Source organism: Pseudoflavonifractor gallinarum, from assembly GCF_014982855.1.
Classification (GTDB): domain Bacteria; phylum Bacillota; class Clostridia; order Oscillospirales; family Oscillospiraceae; genus Pseudoflavonifractor_A; species Pseudoflavonifractor_A gallinarum.
In genome coordinates, this window is the sequence record NZ_JADCKF010000016.1 from 62,296 (window position 1) to 77,125 (window position 14,830).

Annotated in this window: 12 protein-coding genes; all 12 read left to right on the forward strand. The window is 44.8% G+C overall.

Annotated features, from left to right (window positions below; translation table 11 throughout):
• The first annotated feature begins 6 nt into the window (after positions 1 to 6).
• The 12 genes from INF37_RS14630 to INF37_RS14685 are packed head-to-tail and all read left to right on the forward strand — an operon-like array spanning position 7 to position 14,370.
• Positions 7 to 1,287: an ABC transporter ATP-binding protein gene (locus INF37_RS14630; protein ID WP_193539145.1), complete on the forward strand. Its 1,281-nt coding sequence runs from the start codon at positions 7 to 9 to the stop codon at positions 1,285 to 1,287.
• Positions 1,288 to 1,298: 11 nt separating this feature from the next.
• A complete protein-coding gene (locus INF37_RS14635; RefSeq protein WP_193539147.1) occupies positions 1,299 to 3,635 on the forward strand; it encodes a class I SAM-dependent methyltransferase in 2,337 nt (778 codons plus the stop codon).
• Between the two features lie 12 nt (positions 3,636 to 3,647).
• A complete protein-coding gene (locus INF37_RS14640; RefSeq protein ID WP_328821093.1) occupies positions 3,648 to 4,490 on the forward strand; it encodes a glycosyltransferase family A protein in 843 nt (280 codons plus the stop codon).
• A gap of 16 nt (positions 4,491 to 4,506) precedes the next feature.
• Complete coding sequence (locus INF37_RS14645) at positions 4,507 to 5,619, forward strand: glycosyltransferase family protein (RefSeq protein WP_193539149.1); 1,113 nt, start codon at positions 4,507 to 4,509, stop codon at positions 5,617 to 5,619.
• Entirely contained in the window at positions 5,526 to 8,432 is a 2,907-nt protein-coding gene (locus tag INF37_RS14650; protein WP_193539150.1) for a DUF7657 domain-containing protein, read from the forward strand. The genes INF37_RS14645 and INF37_RS14650 overlap by 94 nt, the downstream gene beginning before the upstream one ends.
• Positions 8,386 to 10,305, forward strand: coding sequence for a glycosyltransferase family protein (locus INF37_RS14655; RefSeq protein WP_193539152.1), 1,920 nt, complete (start codon positions 8,386 to 8,388; stop codon positions 10,303 to 10,305). Before INF37_RS14650 ends, INF37_RS14655 begins: the two co-directional genes overlap by 47 nt.
• Before the next feature lie 19 nt (positions 10,306 to 10,324).
• Complete coding sequence (locus tag INF37_RS14660) at positions 10,325 to 11,041, forward strand: glycosyltransferase family 2 protein (protein ID WP_193539154.1); 717 nt, start codon at positions 10,325 to 10,327, stop codon at positions 11,039 to 11,041.
• Positions 11,031 to 11,387, forward strand: coding sequence for a DUF2304 domain-containing protein (locus INF37_RS14665; protein ID WP_193539156.1), 357 nt, complete (start codon positions 11,031 to 11,033; stop codon positions 11,385 to 11,387). Before INF37_RS14660 ends, INF37_RS14665 begins: the two co-directional genes overlap by 11 nt.
• Positions 11,388 to 11,392: 5 nt before the next feature.
• Positions 11,393 to 11,740: an EamA family transporter gene (locus tag INF37_RS14670; protein WP_193539158.1), complete on the forward strand. Its 348-nt coding sequence runs from the start codon at positions 11,393 to 11,395 to the stop codon at positions 11,738 to 11,740.
• A 23-nt stretch (positions 11,741 to 11,763) separates the two neighbouring features.
• On the forward strand, positions 11,764 to 12,837 hold the full coding sequence (locus INF37_RS14675) for a GNAT family N-acetyltransferase (protein ID WP_193539160.1): 1,074 nt from the start codon (positions 11,764 to 11,766) through the stop codon (positions 12,835 to 12,837).
• Between the two features lie 9 nt (positions 12,838 to 12,846).
• A complete protein-coding gene (locus INF37_RS14680) occupies positions 12,847 to 13,680 on the forward strand; it encodes an XrtA system polysaccharide deacetylase (protein ID WP_193539162.1) in 834 nt (277 codons plus the stop codon).
• 24 nt (positions 13,681 to 13,704) lie between these two features.
• Positions 13,705 to 14,370 (forward strand): acyltransferase, encoded by a 666-nt coding sequence (locus INF37_RS14685; protein ID WP_193539164.1) that lies wholly within the window; start codon positions 13,705 to 13,707, stop codon positions 14,368 to 14,370.
• The last annotated feature ends 460 nt before the right edge of the window (positions 14,371 to 14,830 follow it).

Genomic DNA, 14,830 nt, shown 5'->3' on the forward strand with positions numbered 1-14,830 from the left:
TTTGGCATGGAAGAAATGACATGTATGATCCAATGCGAAAATATAACGAAAAAGTATGCACTGTATTCACGGAAAGTTGACAGACTTCTTGAGGCAATGAGACCGGGAGGGCGTTCTTACCATAAAGATTTTTATGCGCTGCAAGGAATTACCTTCTCCATGCACAAAGGGGAATGTGTTGGTATAGTTGGAAAGAACGGCTCTGGAAAATCCACACTGCTGAAGATATTAACCGGTGTTTTGACCCCTACGGAAGGATCTGTCCATGTTCAAGGAAGAGTTTCCGCGTTGCTGGAGCTGGGTGCGGGATTTAATCCAGAGTATACTGGATATGAAAATATATATTTAAACGGATCGATTATGGGGTACAGCCGGGAGGAAATGCAGCGCAAACTCCCGGAAATTATTGAGTTTGCCGATATCGGAGATTTTATAAATCAGCCGGTCAAAATTTACTCTTCGGGTATGTTTGTCCGGCTTGCATTTGCCGTGGCAATCAGTGTGGATCCGGAAATTTTGATTATCGATGAGGCCCTTGCTGTAGGAGATGTCTTTTTCCAATTAAAGTGCTATAAAAAAATTGAGGATTTCAAAAAACAGGGAAAGACGATTTTATTCGTCAGCCACGATCAGTCAAGCATCATTAAGTATTGCGACAGAGCGATTTTACTGGATAAGGGCCGTATGGTCTGTGATGGCGCACCCAAAGAGGTTATTGACGAATACAAGCAGATTCTGGCGGTTGAAAAGCAGCAAAACCAACCCCATTCTGAGGAGGCAATGCCGGAAGAAGAGCGGGAATCTATCTGCTGGAAGACACAATACGCTTTGAATGAGAAAATATTGGAGTATGGTGACCGGCAAGCAGAAATTACGGATTTCGGGATTTTTGATGAAAGTGGAAACTTGGCCACCATTTATAACAGAAACAGCGTGTATACAATTAAAATGAAGGTGCTCTTCCACGCTGAGATTCAAAACCCGATTTATGCGATTACCTTCAAAGATATGTCTGGGCTGGAGGTTGCCGGAACAAATACCATGCAGGAAAATGTCGATACCGGGACCGTAAAGCCGGGCCAGACGGTGACCGTTTCCTTTCAACAGAAGTTTCCATTTCAGAATTATCCTCTTTTTCTATCTCTTGGGTGTACAAAATTTGACGGGCAGGGCGAACTGCGTGTATTGCACCGTTTGTATGATGTCCTTTGCATACAAACACTCGGAGCAAAAATAACCAATGGTTTTTTTGACATTGATTCAAAGGTAAGGATTGCGCAGCAGTAAGGAGAAAAGCTATGGCGGTTTTCAATACGAAATATTATCAGAGCCAGGAAGACGCCCTCTATTCTGATGGCGATATTGAAGATGAGATCTATACACGTGTTTGCAAGCGTGATGAGACGCTTGGTATGGATCCCCGCTGGGCTGTATTTTATCACTTTTCTCCACAACGAGAGAACATATTGAACTGGTACCCGTTTGAGTCTAACAGTACCATTCTGGAGATTGGAGCTGGCTGTGGCGCGCTGACCGGACTATTGATCCGGCGGGGGAAACATGTGACCTCATGCGAATTAACCATGCGAAGAGCCAAGATCCTTTTTCAACGCTACGTGGATGCGGACAACCTGGAAGTCATTGTCGGAAATGTACTGCGTGTGGAGTTTGAAAAGCGCTTTGACTATGTGATCATCAATGGTGTATTGGAGTATGCCGGTGGGATCATGGGAAAAGATACGGAAAACCCATATACACAATTTTTGAGCTATATGAAGTCTCTTTTGAAGCCTGAGGGGAAGATTTTACTTGCCATAGAAAATCAATTTGGTCTTAAATATATCAACGGCGCACCCGAAGATCATTTGGGCCGAGTTTTTGAGGGGATAAACGGATATCCTGGGCAAAATAAAATACGTACTTTTTCGCGCAAAGAACTTTCCAATCTTTTCGAATGCGTGGGGTTGGATGTGTTGCGGTGGTATTATCCGTATCCGGACTATAAGTTCCCAACCGAAATTTTTTCTGATTCTACGGTGGATGAAATAGAGCCGAAAACCACGGATGTACCCTATGATATGCCTCGAATTGAGCTGTTTGATAAGGAAATTGTCAGAAAAGCTTTGATGGAAAACAAAATTGCTGGAGTTTTTAACAATTCATTCTTGGTGGAGCTGGGAAACAAGGCATGCCAAGAAATGAACGGACCGGACTATGTTAAAATTAGCAGCAATCGAAAAAAGAAATTTGCAATCTGTACACAGATCTATCAGCAGAAGGAAATTGTAGAGAAACGAGCACTTTATCCAGATGCCAATAAACATCTTCAACGGATGGAAACGCCAATCCAGGATCAGGGACCGATTTGTACCGTCCAATCAAAATATGAAGATGGTATCTTAAGGTATTCGCTGCTGCATGAGCAGAGTTTGACGAGTCTCCTGAGTGAACAAGCCGAGCAGGGGAAAGTCGATGCCTTCTGGGATACACTCCAAATTTTAAAAACGTATTTGTACAGGGGTGACCTTTCAAAACAACCTGTAGATCCAAAATTCTTGGAAGCGTTTGGCCCTGTTGAGCCCCAAAGACAGCTGCATTGGACAGAAAAAGTAAATATTGATTTGAACACGGACAACTTTTTTTGTGGACCGGATCAATGGACTGTCATTGACAATGAATGGGTCTTCTCCTGTGCGGTTCCGGGGGAGTATGCTCTTTGGAGAGTATTGCAGCAGCTAAGAGACCATGCGCTGTTTCGGCCAATCGTTACAGAAGCGGCGGTAAGAGATTTCTTAGAAGTAGGCGAGCCGGAGCTGGAAGTTTTTGAACAGTGGGAACACCACTTTATTTCAGAGTATGTTGGTATGCAAGATTTTGCATCTCAGCAAAGAGCCGTATATCATATCGACCTGGATGAAAGCATTAAAGAGGAAGAGGCCAAGCAGTTTCTTTGGAGCCAGCTTTTTCTATTTGATGAGGCCGGCCATGCCGAAGTATTGAAAAGTGCGGCTCAAAATAAGGACGGCACATGGTGTGTCGAGTTTCAGTCAGACAGGATTGCACAGGCAAAACAAATCAGATGGGATCCACTGGAAGGAAATGCATGCAGTATATCTGATGTTCGACTGGAGGAGCTATCGGTAAGACCGATCAATGCACGATCCTGGGATGAAAATAAGGCTGTATTTTCCACCTACGATCCCCAATTCCTGGTAGAGGGCAGTACCTCAAACAGAACATGTATCCAAATCCAATTTAAGTGCGAGATTTTGGATTGGACGACTGGCTACTTTCAAATAGAGTGCGAGAGAAACGCGGAACGGGAAAAACGTCTAAATGCAGAGAGACAGTGTGAGGCGGTCCGTGCTGAAAATCAGCAGCTTCTTATGCGGACTGAAACGGTGGAAGCGCACGCAGCGGAAATAGACCAGCAATTGCAGGAGGAGCGGGCGCAAGCAGAGGAGACTGCCCAAAAACTGAGATCACAGATTGCAGAAAAGGAACAACGGCTGAAAGAGACTGAGCAACAATTACAGCAGATAAATTCTGCATTGGAATATTTAAAGGGAGAACTATGTGACCATCGGTGGAAATCTGCGGCAAAGATTCTTATGAAGAGAAAAATAGAAGGTTAAGGGTTGAATTAAGTGGAAAAAGTTAGCGTAATCATGCCCTGCTATAATGACGGGGAATATATAACAGATGCGGTTGCATCTGTATTTGGTCAATCTTACACTAACATTGAATTGATTGTCATTGATGATGGATCTGATGATCCCAAGACCGTGAGCATACTTGAAGAACTGGAAAAACAGGGGAATGTGAAGCTGCTCCATACGGAGAGGTTGCGTCCGGCAGGTGCAAGAAATGCCGGAATCGAGATTGCTACGGGAAAATATATTTTGCCCGTAGATGCAGATGACCTGATTGAGCCGTGTTATATTGAACGGGCGGTTCAGGTGATGGAAGAAAAAGAAAATATTGGGATCGTCTATTGCCATGCGGATTTGTTCGGCGAAAAGAGCGGACCATGGGAGCTTCCGGAATATTCCTTGCGCTCCATGCTGCTCGACAATGTTATATTTGTCACAGCCCTATTTCGAAAAGAGGATTGGGAAAGTGTCGGGGGATTTCGGACAAATATGGAGCATGGAATGGAGGACTACGACTTCTGGCTTTCGCTGCTGGAGCTCGGGAGAGAGGTAGAGCAGTTACCGGAAACATTCTTCCACTACCGGATTAAGCCCAGATCTCGAACTACGAAGTTCCAAGAAAGTGCAGCAGTTGTGCAAGAGACTTACCGAAACATTTATTTGCAGCATCCACGGTTGTATGAAAAATATAAAGATGAGTATGCGATTATTTTGCGTGATGCGCTGATCGAGCAGCTTTTTCTGAACCGTGCATATCAGGAGAGCCTGGGGATACTGGAACGACTGAGAAAAAATCCATTCTTAAAATATTGGATCAAAAAATTCATTTTAAAATAAAACGGAGTTTATACGCATGATTATATTTACTTCTGTGTGTGCTAATTACGTGCACAAAGCAAGAACTTTGGCACAGTCGGTAAAAAGAAACATTCCGGATGCAACTATGGTGCTGTGCCTGGTAGAAAGAGAAATTTCAAATGCGATACCAAATGAGTGCTTTGATCACATTGTTTTAGCGAAAGATGCTTGGGAAGGAAATTTTGACCGTTTCATTTTTAAGCATAGCATCGTGGAAGCTTCTACAGCGGTAAAGGGGCAGTTTTTTCGGTACCTGATGGATCGCTTTACGGAAGAAGATAAATTTGTGTATCTGGATCCGGACACTTATGTGTATAGTGATTTTGTTGAGCTGAGAGAGATGTTGGATCAATATCCGATTGTTCTTTGTCCGCACCTGCTCAAACCGGGTAACATTGATATGGAGCTTTCCAGTACCGCACATGGCGTATATAACCTCGGATTTTTGGGCATTAAACGCAGCGACGAAGGAAGAAAGTGCGTTGATTGGTGGGCGGAAAGACTGTACCTCTTTTGCTATGATGACATCCAAAGAGGAATTTTTACCGACCAAAAATGGTTTGATCTTGTTCCAAGCTTTTTTGATGCTAAGATTTTCAAACATCATGGATATGACTTTGCGCCCTGGTCGCTTATGAATTGCAATATTACGCGGGATGACGGCGGATACTATATTGAGGGAGATCCGCTGCGCTTCATCCATTTCTCCGGATTTGGCGCCAGTGCGGAAAATTGCATGGATAAATGGCTTCCTGAGGAAGGGCAACTATTTCGTGAACTCTATGCAAAGTATGCGGCCGAGCACAATCAAAACGACGCAGATCATATCTCGAAAACGCCATGGAGCTACGCGAATTACTATTCAGGAGAAGAAGTAAAGCGTGAGGTGCGTGAGGCGTACCGGGAAAACTACGATGTGATGTTTTTGTATGACGACCCGTTTGCGAAGTCGAATAAGATTTACCAGGAGTTACTTGGTGTTGAAAGCAATGGGAAAATAAAGAAACCGTCTAAATGGAAGAGGAGACTGCAAAAGGCGCGGGTCATACTCGCAAGCAAAGGAATTTGCGGGCTGGCAAAGGCGTTTGTACAGTGGATAAAACGATGAAAATTTGGAAACGTGCAATTATATTCATCATTTTGGTTGCAGTAGGCTTCATGTTCTATATACAGAGCTGGGAGCCTCATGTTGCGATTGATATGCAATCGGATATTGCAACAAGTATCAATTTGTTTTATGACAATGGAATGGTGGGCGAGTATCGCTTTGATGATACCCATATGTCCGAAGCTGTTCCTTTAAGTGCGGGGAGACAGACGGTTTTTATCCCGGTTCCAAAGGAAGGGATGAATCGGATCCGTTTGGATTTTGGAACATCTCCCGGAACGATGACTTTGTTTTACATTACGGTCCAGCCGACCTTATTTGAGGAATATTGTTTTGATTCCTCCGATATTTTTAACTGGTTTGAAGTCCGAAATGATATTATAAATAGCGAAGAAAAAGACGGCGCAGTTGTATACACAGTCACAGGAACAGATGGATTCATTGCCGCGGATACCGATTTGACACAGGCAGTAACTGCAAGAATCTCTCTGAAAACAGTCACTACCCTTGCTGCGGTGGTAGCGCTTGCGTGTGTGCTGACATGGATTGATATTTTGGCCAGAGGCTTTGCTAAAATTTTTAGGAAACTATATCAATTGGGGCATGATTTGTGGGTATATGTGCACATCCCGAATGATTGCAAACGTGCAGTGTTGGGAGTAGGTGTGTGTGCAGTTTCCGCAGCATGTATTGCCCTTGTGATAGATGGAGTGCTGTTAAAAATCCTATATCGTGCGGCTGTTTTTTTGGGAATGGACACGATGACCCGGTACTTCAGCGCAGGAAACAGTTTTTCATTGCTGCGTGCAGGCTTTTTCTTTATTTTGGTTTTTGTTGGAATGCTATGCCTGCTGCTGGGAGGGGAGAGAACCGTACGTTACCGGTATCTCCTGGCAACGCTGCTTCTTGTCCTTATGACCTGCGGGGAATACACCGGTTCTTCCTTGGGCTTTTACGACGGAATGCTGCTGGGAAATACGGAAGAGTACCAGTGCAGCACTCTGCTGGGAATTCCGCAGGGAATTCGTGGAGATGAGTGGGCAACAGAGAAGCCCTATTATTTTGCGCAGGTAAATGGTGGTGACGATCTTCCTTATTACAACGATAAGCTGATGATGGACGGGGCGGATATGATTGTATCCGCATTTTCACCAGTAAAAGATCCGATCATCCTATTCCGGCCATCTTTGCTGGGATTTTTGTTCTTGCCGGCAGCGAATGCGTTTGCATTTTACTGGTGGTGGAAGATTATTACACTCTTTATGTCTGCATTTGAGCTTTGCCGTATCCTAACGGGACGGAACCGATATGGATTTTACGGGGCGATGATTTTCACATTCGCACCTGCGATTCGGTGGTGGCTGTCTCAGTCCACCACGGAATTATATACGTTTGGCTTTTTTGCAGTGGCGTGCTATTATGCATACTTCCAAGCAGAGAGAAGAGTGCTCCGAGGACTGTCGATTGTTGGTGTATTTTACTTCTTAACTTGTTATATACTGACAATTTATCCGGCCTGCCAAGTCCCGGTGGCTTATGTGCTGTTGGGGGTTGTAATCTGGATTATATGGAGAAACTGGGACAAGCATCCCTTTGCGCCCCGACGCCTGTGCACCTATGTGTTGGTTGCCCTTCCGTTTGCGGGGCTACTGGTGCGCTTCTGGCTGATGTCTGGACCGGCAATTCAAACTATGCTGGATACGGTTTATCCAGGAGCAACAAGAGCGTGGATTTCTCTCCCAGCAGAGTATCCGCTCTACCAACTGATCAACCCATTTACTGCCTTTATTCGGCATCCGGACTTTTCCAACTCGTGTGAAATCAGTCAATTCTATTCATTTGGCATTATTACGGTCCCTCTGATTATCTGGCTGATCGTACCCCGTCAGAAAAAAGTGCTCTTGCCGGCCCTATTGTGTGGCATATCAACCTTGTTGGCACTGATAGCTTGGCTCCCAGAAATGCCGATCATCAATCAAATCACACTGCTGTCCATGAGTTATCCCAGTCGGATGATGATTGCGTGTGGGATCGGCTATACACTTACTCTGATATCACTGGTCCCCATGCTGGAAGAGGAGATACAGGGGATTTGTACACGAAAGGCGTTGGTAATCTGTGGCGCGCTGTGGCTCTTCCTATTATCTGTAGGGTCCAACTGTGAGAACATATTTAGCTATTTTTGTGCGGTTCGGTTTGGCACCGTATTTTTTGTCTGTATTGTAACCCTCCTTTGCTATATGGCATATCTGCTTTTGCGAGGGGGGAGACGCTCCTGCACTTACTTTATGTCCCTGCTCGTTGCACTGAATGTCTTTTCTACAGTTTGGATTGATCCGATTACCTGCGGTACGGACTCTATGTTTGAAAAGACAACCATGCAGGCCATTCGGCAGCTCAATGCAGAGGACCCCGGGCGGTGGATGGTCAGTGGAAGTCCGACGATTTCGAATCTGGTAAGCGCACAGGGCGTAGCTCGTGTCAGCGGAACCTACTATTATCCGGATTGGACCATGATGGAGACAATTGATCCGAATCATGAATACGAGCACTACTGGAATCAGTATGCCCATATTGATATGCGCTTGACAGTTGGAGAAAATCGAGTCGAAATATACGATTATGAAAAGAGTGAAAAGGTCGATGGTACAAACAGAATAATTTATATTAATTTGGAGACGGCAAATAAGCTTGGAATAAAATATATTTTCACATCTGTTAGAGTACCGGAGGAGTTAGTAAGCACTGGGGCCATTGAGTTGGTCTATGAAGATTCAATTGACCCATGGCAAATTTATGCCATCGTGGAATAGAGAGTGTGATACTGTGAATTGTGAAATACAGGACAATCGTTCTGTGTATTTTAATAAAAAAACTATATTTTTGATCCTAATTTTATTAATGGGATTAATTTTGAGAGTTTATGTAACAGACTTTAATAGACCAATCGCAGATAGTTCAGATAGTGCCGCTTATGATTATGCTGCTAGAAATCTTATAAAATACGGCGTACTTGCCAATGATCAAGACGGCGCTATGTATCGTGGAGAGGTTGCGATTTCTCCTGCAAGTAATGTTATGCCTGGATATCCCATTTTTTTGGCGATGGTTTATATCATAAATGATGCGTTGCCTTTTGCATATATGGTACAGGTATTTCTAAGCTTTGCGGTACTTTGTCTTATCTATTTGTTGCTGAAAGAGATTGGTATATCATTTTTTGTTTCTGTTTTTGTGACGGCCGTTGCAGCAATTTATCCAGCATTTCTATATAATCTGGATATTTTATTAACAGAAAATTTATTTACAGCGCTTTTAACTGCGGCAATTTATGGAATGGTCCGATTTATGCGACGTATGGAAAGTATTCGGCATCCATATTTTTATGTTGCGGGCATAACGGCTGTATTGATGGCAGCGGTTATGGTACGTGCGCAGGCACTTCCTTTTTTGGCAGTAGAAATATTTTTCCTGTTGATATATGCAACAGCCTTACCACTAAAAAAGAGAATCCGATGCTGTGGCATAGTGATAATCGTTGCACTGGCCTTTTTAGTGCCTCTTTGGATACGAAATTGGTTGGATTTTCATCAATTTTGGTTGCTTACAGAGGCTGGCGTTGGACCACAAATCTGGGGGGCACAGCCCTATTTCCTGGACATGAGCAGTACAAATGGGGTGGATATTGATTCGCTGATTTCCCAGAATAAAGCGCTGAGTGAAACACTTTACTGGAAATGGCGGGTATTTGGATTTTTCAACTTTATGTGGTATGATTTCTGGGATGAGAACCTGGTGCATCCATACAAGATACTGAGCATGTTCCGGTTGATCCACCCTCTTCTGATTGTGCCAACCATCGCATTGATTCCCGTATATATTCGAAAAAGTAAAAAAGAAGTACTTTTGATAGGTTGTGTACCTCTCTTATTCACATTGATGTGCCTGCCTTATCATGGACTTGCACGTTATGTGTATCCGTCCATTCCCTGTGTTTTGATACTATTTGGGGTGATAGTACAGAAAGTTGTTTTTAAAATCAGAAAAAAGAAAAGCGATACAGATATTCAAGTATATGAGCAAAAGAGTATTGCCTATATAGATCTGATCTTTCGATATGCTTATTGGGCATTTAGTATCGTGTTTTCCATTATTCTTCTGTACAGTGTTTATATTTTTTCGTGGAGCGTGGGGACAGAGATGTCAAATTACCGACTTGCCCGCACGTATGACGTCTCGTCCTCACAGGTGGAGTCCTTTCCTGTGTTAGAAAGCCAGGAGCTTATTTCGGATCGATTGTTGTGGCGCGTAGACAATGTGGAACAAATTGGTGATACCACATATCAGGGAATATGGGACGAAACTCCGATTTTGCATGTCCAAGTTCCAGAATCGCAGGCTTCTTTGAGTGAAAATTCTGTAATTACCAAAGTGGAATTGGATATGCCGGGAGGATATCTATACGATTATTGTACGGTGTATTGGACTGGAAGCCATACACCTGAAATATCGGAAGATGATGTCTATGGCAGATTTCCGCGCACGTCACTCAATGGGAAACAGACTGTATATATCGATGATAATGTTTCCAGCCTGATGATCGTTCCATGTGGATTCCGCGGGACAGAATTTTCCATCAACAGCATCCGTATTACAAAATATCAAGTGCCAGAGATGGTACAATAGATGATAAGCTTGAGGTCATATGAAAGTTTTAGTAATCGTTCCCGCCTACAATGAGGAGCAAAATATTCTGAAAACCATAAGAGATATTCAGAAGAGCGGGCCGGAGAGCATCCAGTATCTGGTGATCAATGACTGTTCTACCGACAAGACAAAGAGCGTGCTCAGACAAGCAGAAGCCAACTATCTGGACCTCCCCATCAATCTCGGGATCGGTGGTGGTGTACAGACGGGCTACCGCTATGCGTTGGAGTATGGCTATGATATTGCTATCCAATTTGATGGTGACGGCCAGCACGATGCGCAGTATTTGCAGGATCTAATTGCACCGATTGAGCGCGGGGAAGCCGATGTGGTCATTGGCTCGCGTTTCCTTGAAAAGGAGGGATTTCAGTCAACCGGTCTGCGCCGGCTGGGGATTAATTTTCTCAGTGGACTGATTCATCTTCTCTGTGGTGTAAAGGTTCGGGATGTGACCAGTGGTATGCGGGCGGTAAACCGGAGCATGATTGAGCGATTTGCTGCCGATTATGCACAAGACTATCCCGAACCAGAGGCAATTTTAGCGGCGGGACTTGCTGGGGCGAAAATTGTGGAAGTGCCTGTCCAAATGCGGGAGCGTCAGGGGGGAGTCAGTTCGATTAACCCGGTTCGTTCGGTGTATTATATGATCAAGGTCTCCCTGGCTTTGATCTTGTTCCGTCTTATGTACGGAAGGGAGGCAAAAAATGATCAGTAGGACACTTCAAATTGTGATGCTTTTCGCAGTGGCGGTATACTTTGTACTGTTGCTCCTGCTGCTGAAAAAGAGGAGTTTACATTTAAAATATACACTCCTCTGGATATTTTCTGGCATTTTGATGCTGGTGTTGGCTGTATTTCCGCATCTTTTGGATTGGTTTGCTGCATTGATCGGCATTTATGAGCCGACAAATGCACTGTTCTCGTTGATTTTCTTCTGTGTAATTATGATCTTGATGTCACTCACTGCCATTGTCTCTAAGCTGAATGAGAAAAATAAGCAGTTGGCGCAAGTTGTGGCATTGTTGGAACAACGGGTACGGGAGTTAGAAAAGGAGAAATAACCATCATGAAGATGACACTTTTGTGTTTGCTAAACACCGCTTTGATGGCCACAGGACAGATGCTGTTTAAGTATGGTTCCAGTGGGAAATCGATTACTGGGATTGTGGACATTATTCGGCTGTTCTTTTCTCCGGTGGTATTTTGTGCGCTGTGCTTGTATGCAGCTACAACTGGGCTTTGGCTCTATATTTTAAGCAAGGTGCCAATCAGTTTTGCCTATCCGATCCAGGCGCTGGCATTCCCGCTGGTATTACTTGCGTCCATGCTTGTATTCAAAGAGAGTATATCAATTACCCGGTGGGTTGGAGTATTGGTGATTGTCTGCGGTGTGATGATTGCTACGCATGGATGAATTATGGATTGAGGGAAGAAAGTATGTGGAAGCATAAAGCATTTTCGACAGATGATTTTCCGGCGATATTATCCATGGCACAGGAGCAGTATGGACTAGACAATGACATTGCCAATGAGGATTTCTTGCGATATCAGTATTTTAAAAACCCGGCGGGTGATGCCCTGATCGATTTGGCGGTGGATGCGCAGGATGGTGCGCTGGCGGGACAGTATGTGGTCTGGCCCATGCGCTTTTTGATCCATGGGCAACTGCGGCAAAGTTCCAACTCACTCAATACTCTCACCGGAAAGAAGTATCGGGGACAAGGTATTTTTACTGGCCTTGCGGAAGAAACATACCGTAGAGAAGAGGAACTTGGGCATGCTTTTTGCTATGGGATGCCAAATCCGAATTCCTATCCCGGCTTTATCAAGAAACTGAATTTTAAAGAACTCGGTCAAATCCCCCTCCTGCTGCGTCCATTGCGCCCATCCCAGATGGTGGAAGAGTTTTTGCACAGTAAAGTTCTCTCCGTTTTTGGAAAGCCTACCGATCCTTTTTTCCGAATCAAAGAAAGCGTGAAAGAGGGAGCACTTGAAATTTTACCGGTTACGAAAGAGCGGCTGGAATTGGTAGATGAATTCTGGAATGCGGTGAAGGGGAAATACCCGGTAATGAACATCCGGGACGGCGCATTTGTCCGGTTCCGCTATCTGGATATGCCCCGTAGGACCTATTTCCCCTATCTGGCCGTGGAGCATGGCCGGCCTGTCTGCTTTGCGGTGGGACGGATCATGGAGGTAGCCGGGATGCAGTGTGCCATGTTGGCGGATTTCCTGTTTGCCGATGGTTATGCGGAAGCTGCCGAGCGGCTTTTGCGGAAGCTCCTGCATGAGATGCAAAACCAAGGGGCAAGTCTGGCTGGCTGTCTGATGTTTGGACATACCCAGGAATCTGCGGTTTTGAAAAAGCTTGGCTTTTTCCGTTGCCCGAAGAGATTTGAACCGCAGCCATTTCCGCTGATTTTGCGGTTGTTTGATCAGTCACTGGAAGAAAAAGGCGTCTGCGATGTGAAGAATTGGTTCTTTACGATGGGCGACTATGATGTAATATAAGAGATGCGTATGAAAAATATTTTTACAATTGACACTGAGGACTGGTTCCACGCAAATTATGAAGATGGTCTTTTCCAAAATGATGCGGCAGTGAAATCTACAGTGGAAGAGAACACAGAAGTATATTTGGAGGCACTGGAACGAAACAATGCCACAGCAACGTTTTTTGTCCTCGGATTTGTGGCAGAACAGCACCCGAATTTGGTAAGAAAGATTGCACAGGCCGGACATGAGGTCGCAAGTCATGGATATGGGCATCAGTTGGTCTATAAGCAGTCACCCGAGGCCTTTCGGGAAGATATCCAGCGGAGCAAAAAACTCTTGGAGGATATTACTGGGAAAGCGGTGTTAGGGTACCGGGCACCATCTTGGTCCATTACGGAGGAGTCTCTTTGGGCCCTTGCAATCTTGCAAGAGGAGGGGTTTGTGTATGACAGCAGCATTTTCCCCTTCAAAAATTTTCTGTATGGAATCAGCGGTGCACCTAGATTTCCGTTTCCGGCCGTTCAGTATCATCCGGAGGCAACAAACTTGCTGGAGATTCCGCCTTCTACGGTACGGGTGCCCGGGATGAATATCCCGTTTTCGGGGGGATTCTATTTTCGGGCACTGCCCTATCCGTTTATTCATATGTTTGCAAAGCAAGTCAACCGTGAGGGGCATCCGGTGGTATTTTATTTGCATCCGCGGGAAATTGATCCTCAGCAGCCCAGACTCAAACTCAGCAAACGGGATGCGCTGATCCATTATTATGGTATTGGAGCATGCCGCCGGAAGATGGAACATATGCTGCGAGATTTTGCCTGTCAGTCTATGGCTGAATATGTGAATCAAAAAAGATAACGGCGATAAAAGAAGGGGAATTGTATGTATCAGAATCCAGATTTGTTTGATCTTTCCCACACACTGGCTGGAGCATTGTTTGAAGCCACAGAGTATCCATGGCAGGTGCTTCCGCAAATCGGCGATTTTTTGAAAAAACTGGGGCCACAGCTGCCCACGGAAGTATTTGACCATCCAGATGAATTTGTCTGGATTGCAAAATCCGCACGTGTTGCACCCACAGCCAGTATCACAGGGCCCTGTATTATTTGTGAGGATGCAGAGATACGGCATTGTGCATTTATTCGAGGAAACGCACTGGTAGGAGCGAACTGCGTCGTAGGGAACTCTGTGGAACTGAAAAATGTCATTCTGTTTGATAACGTACAAGTCCCGCACTACAATTACGTAGGAGATTCCATATTGGGATACCGAGCGCATATGGGGGCCGGCTCTATTACCTCCAATGTCAAGAGTGACAAGACGCTGGTAGTTGTAAAAGATGGCCACACAGAGATTCCTACAGGCCTGAAAAAGTTCGGCGCCATGCTGGGGGACTTTGTGGAGGTTGGATGCAACAGCGTATTGAATCCGGGAACAGTGCTTGGTCGCGGAACGAGTGTCTATCCCTTGTCGTCTGTCCGGGGAGTGATTCCCGCAGAGAGTATTTTTAAAAGCGCAAACAATATTGTGAAACGAGAAAAAAACTAAACCAGACAAGGCGGAAAGACCTAATATGATCACCTGGCTTACATCCACAACATTCGGTAGACTGATTGCCACATTTCTGATTTCCCTGGCGCCGATTGTTGAGCTGCGGGGTGGTCTGCCCTATGGCTGGACTATCCCGTGGCCCTGGCAGCGGCGGTGTTGGACATGCGGTTAAAGGCCATTCCCGCTATTTTCCTGGGTGTCTGTATTGCAGCATCTATCATGACGATGGTAACATTCGGACTCATTCATATTTTGTGAGGAGTTTGCAGATCGTTTGCTGGTTATCATTGCACTGAAAAAGTGGAAGTAAATGTCGTAGTATTTTAAGAGGGTCAGGTAGAATAAGTTTCGCAAAAACAAAAAAAGACATGGTTTGCAGATCTCTGGTAGAATGAAGTTGCGACACCACCATTCGAAAGGAGACAGCAAACCATGTCCGAGAAGATTGTACAGCTAA

Coding starts and splice junctions, on each gene's coding strand:
- INF37_RS14630 (WP_193539145.1), top strand. CDS start 7: ATGGAAGAAATGACATGTATGATCCAATGCGAAAATATAACGAAAAAG.
- INF37_RS14635 (WP_193539147.1), top strand. CDS start 1,299: ATGGCGGTTTTCAATACGAAATATTATCAGAGCCAGGAAGACGCCCTC.
- INF37_RS14645 (WP_193539149.1), top strand. CDS start 4,507: ATGATTATATTTACTTCTGTGTGTGCTAATTACGTGCACAAAGCAAGA.
- INF37_RS14650 (WP_193539150.1), top strand. CDS start 5,526: ATGGAAGAGGAGACTGCAAAAGGCGCGGGTCATACTCGCAAGCAAAGG.
- INF37_RS14655 (WP_193539152.1), top strand. CDS start 8,386: ATGAAGATTCAATTGACCCATGGCAAATTTATGCCATCGTGGAATAGA.
- INF37_RS14660 (WP_193539154.1), top strand. CDS start 10,325: ATGAAAGTTTTAGTAATCGTTCCCGCCTACAATGAGGAGCAAAATATT.
- INF37_RS14665 (WP_193539156.1), top strand. CDS start 11,031: ATGATCAGTAGGACACTTCAAATTGTGATGCTTTTCGCAGTGGCGGTA.
- INF37_RS14670 (WP_193539158.1), top strand. CDS start 11,393: ATGAAGATGACACTTTTGTGTTTGCTAAACACCGCTTTGATGGCCACA.
- INF37_RS14675 (WP_193539160.1), top strand. CDS start 11,764: ATGTGGAAGCATAAAGCATTTTCGACAGATGATTTTCCGGCGATATTA.
- INF37_RS14680 (WP_193539162.1), top strand. CDS start 12,847: ATGAAAAATATTTTTACAATTGACACTGAGGACTGGTTCCACGCAAAT.
- INF37_RS14685 (WP_193539164.1), top strand. CDS start 13,705: ATGTATCAGAATCCAGATTTGTTTGATCTTTCCCACACACTGGCTGGA.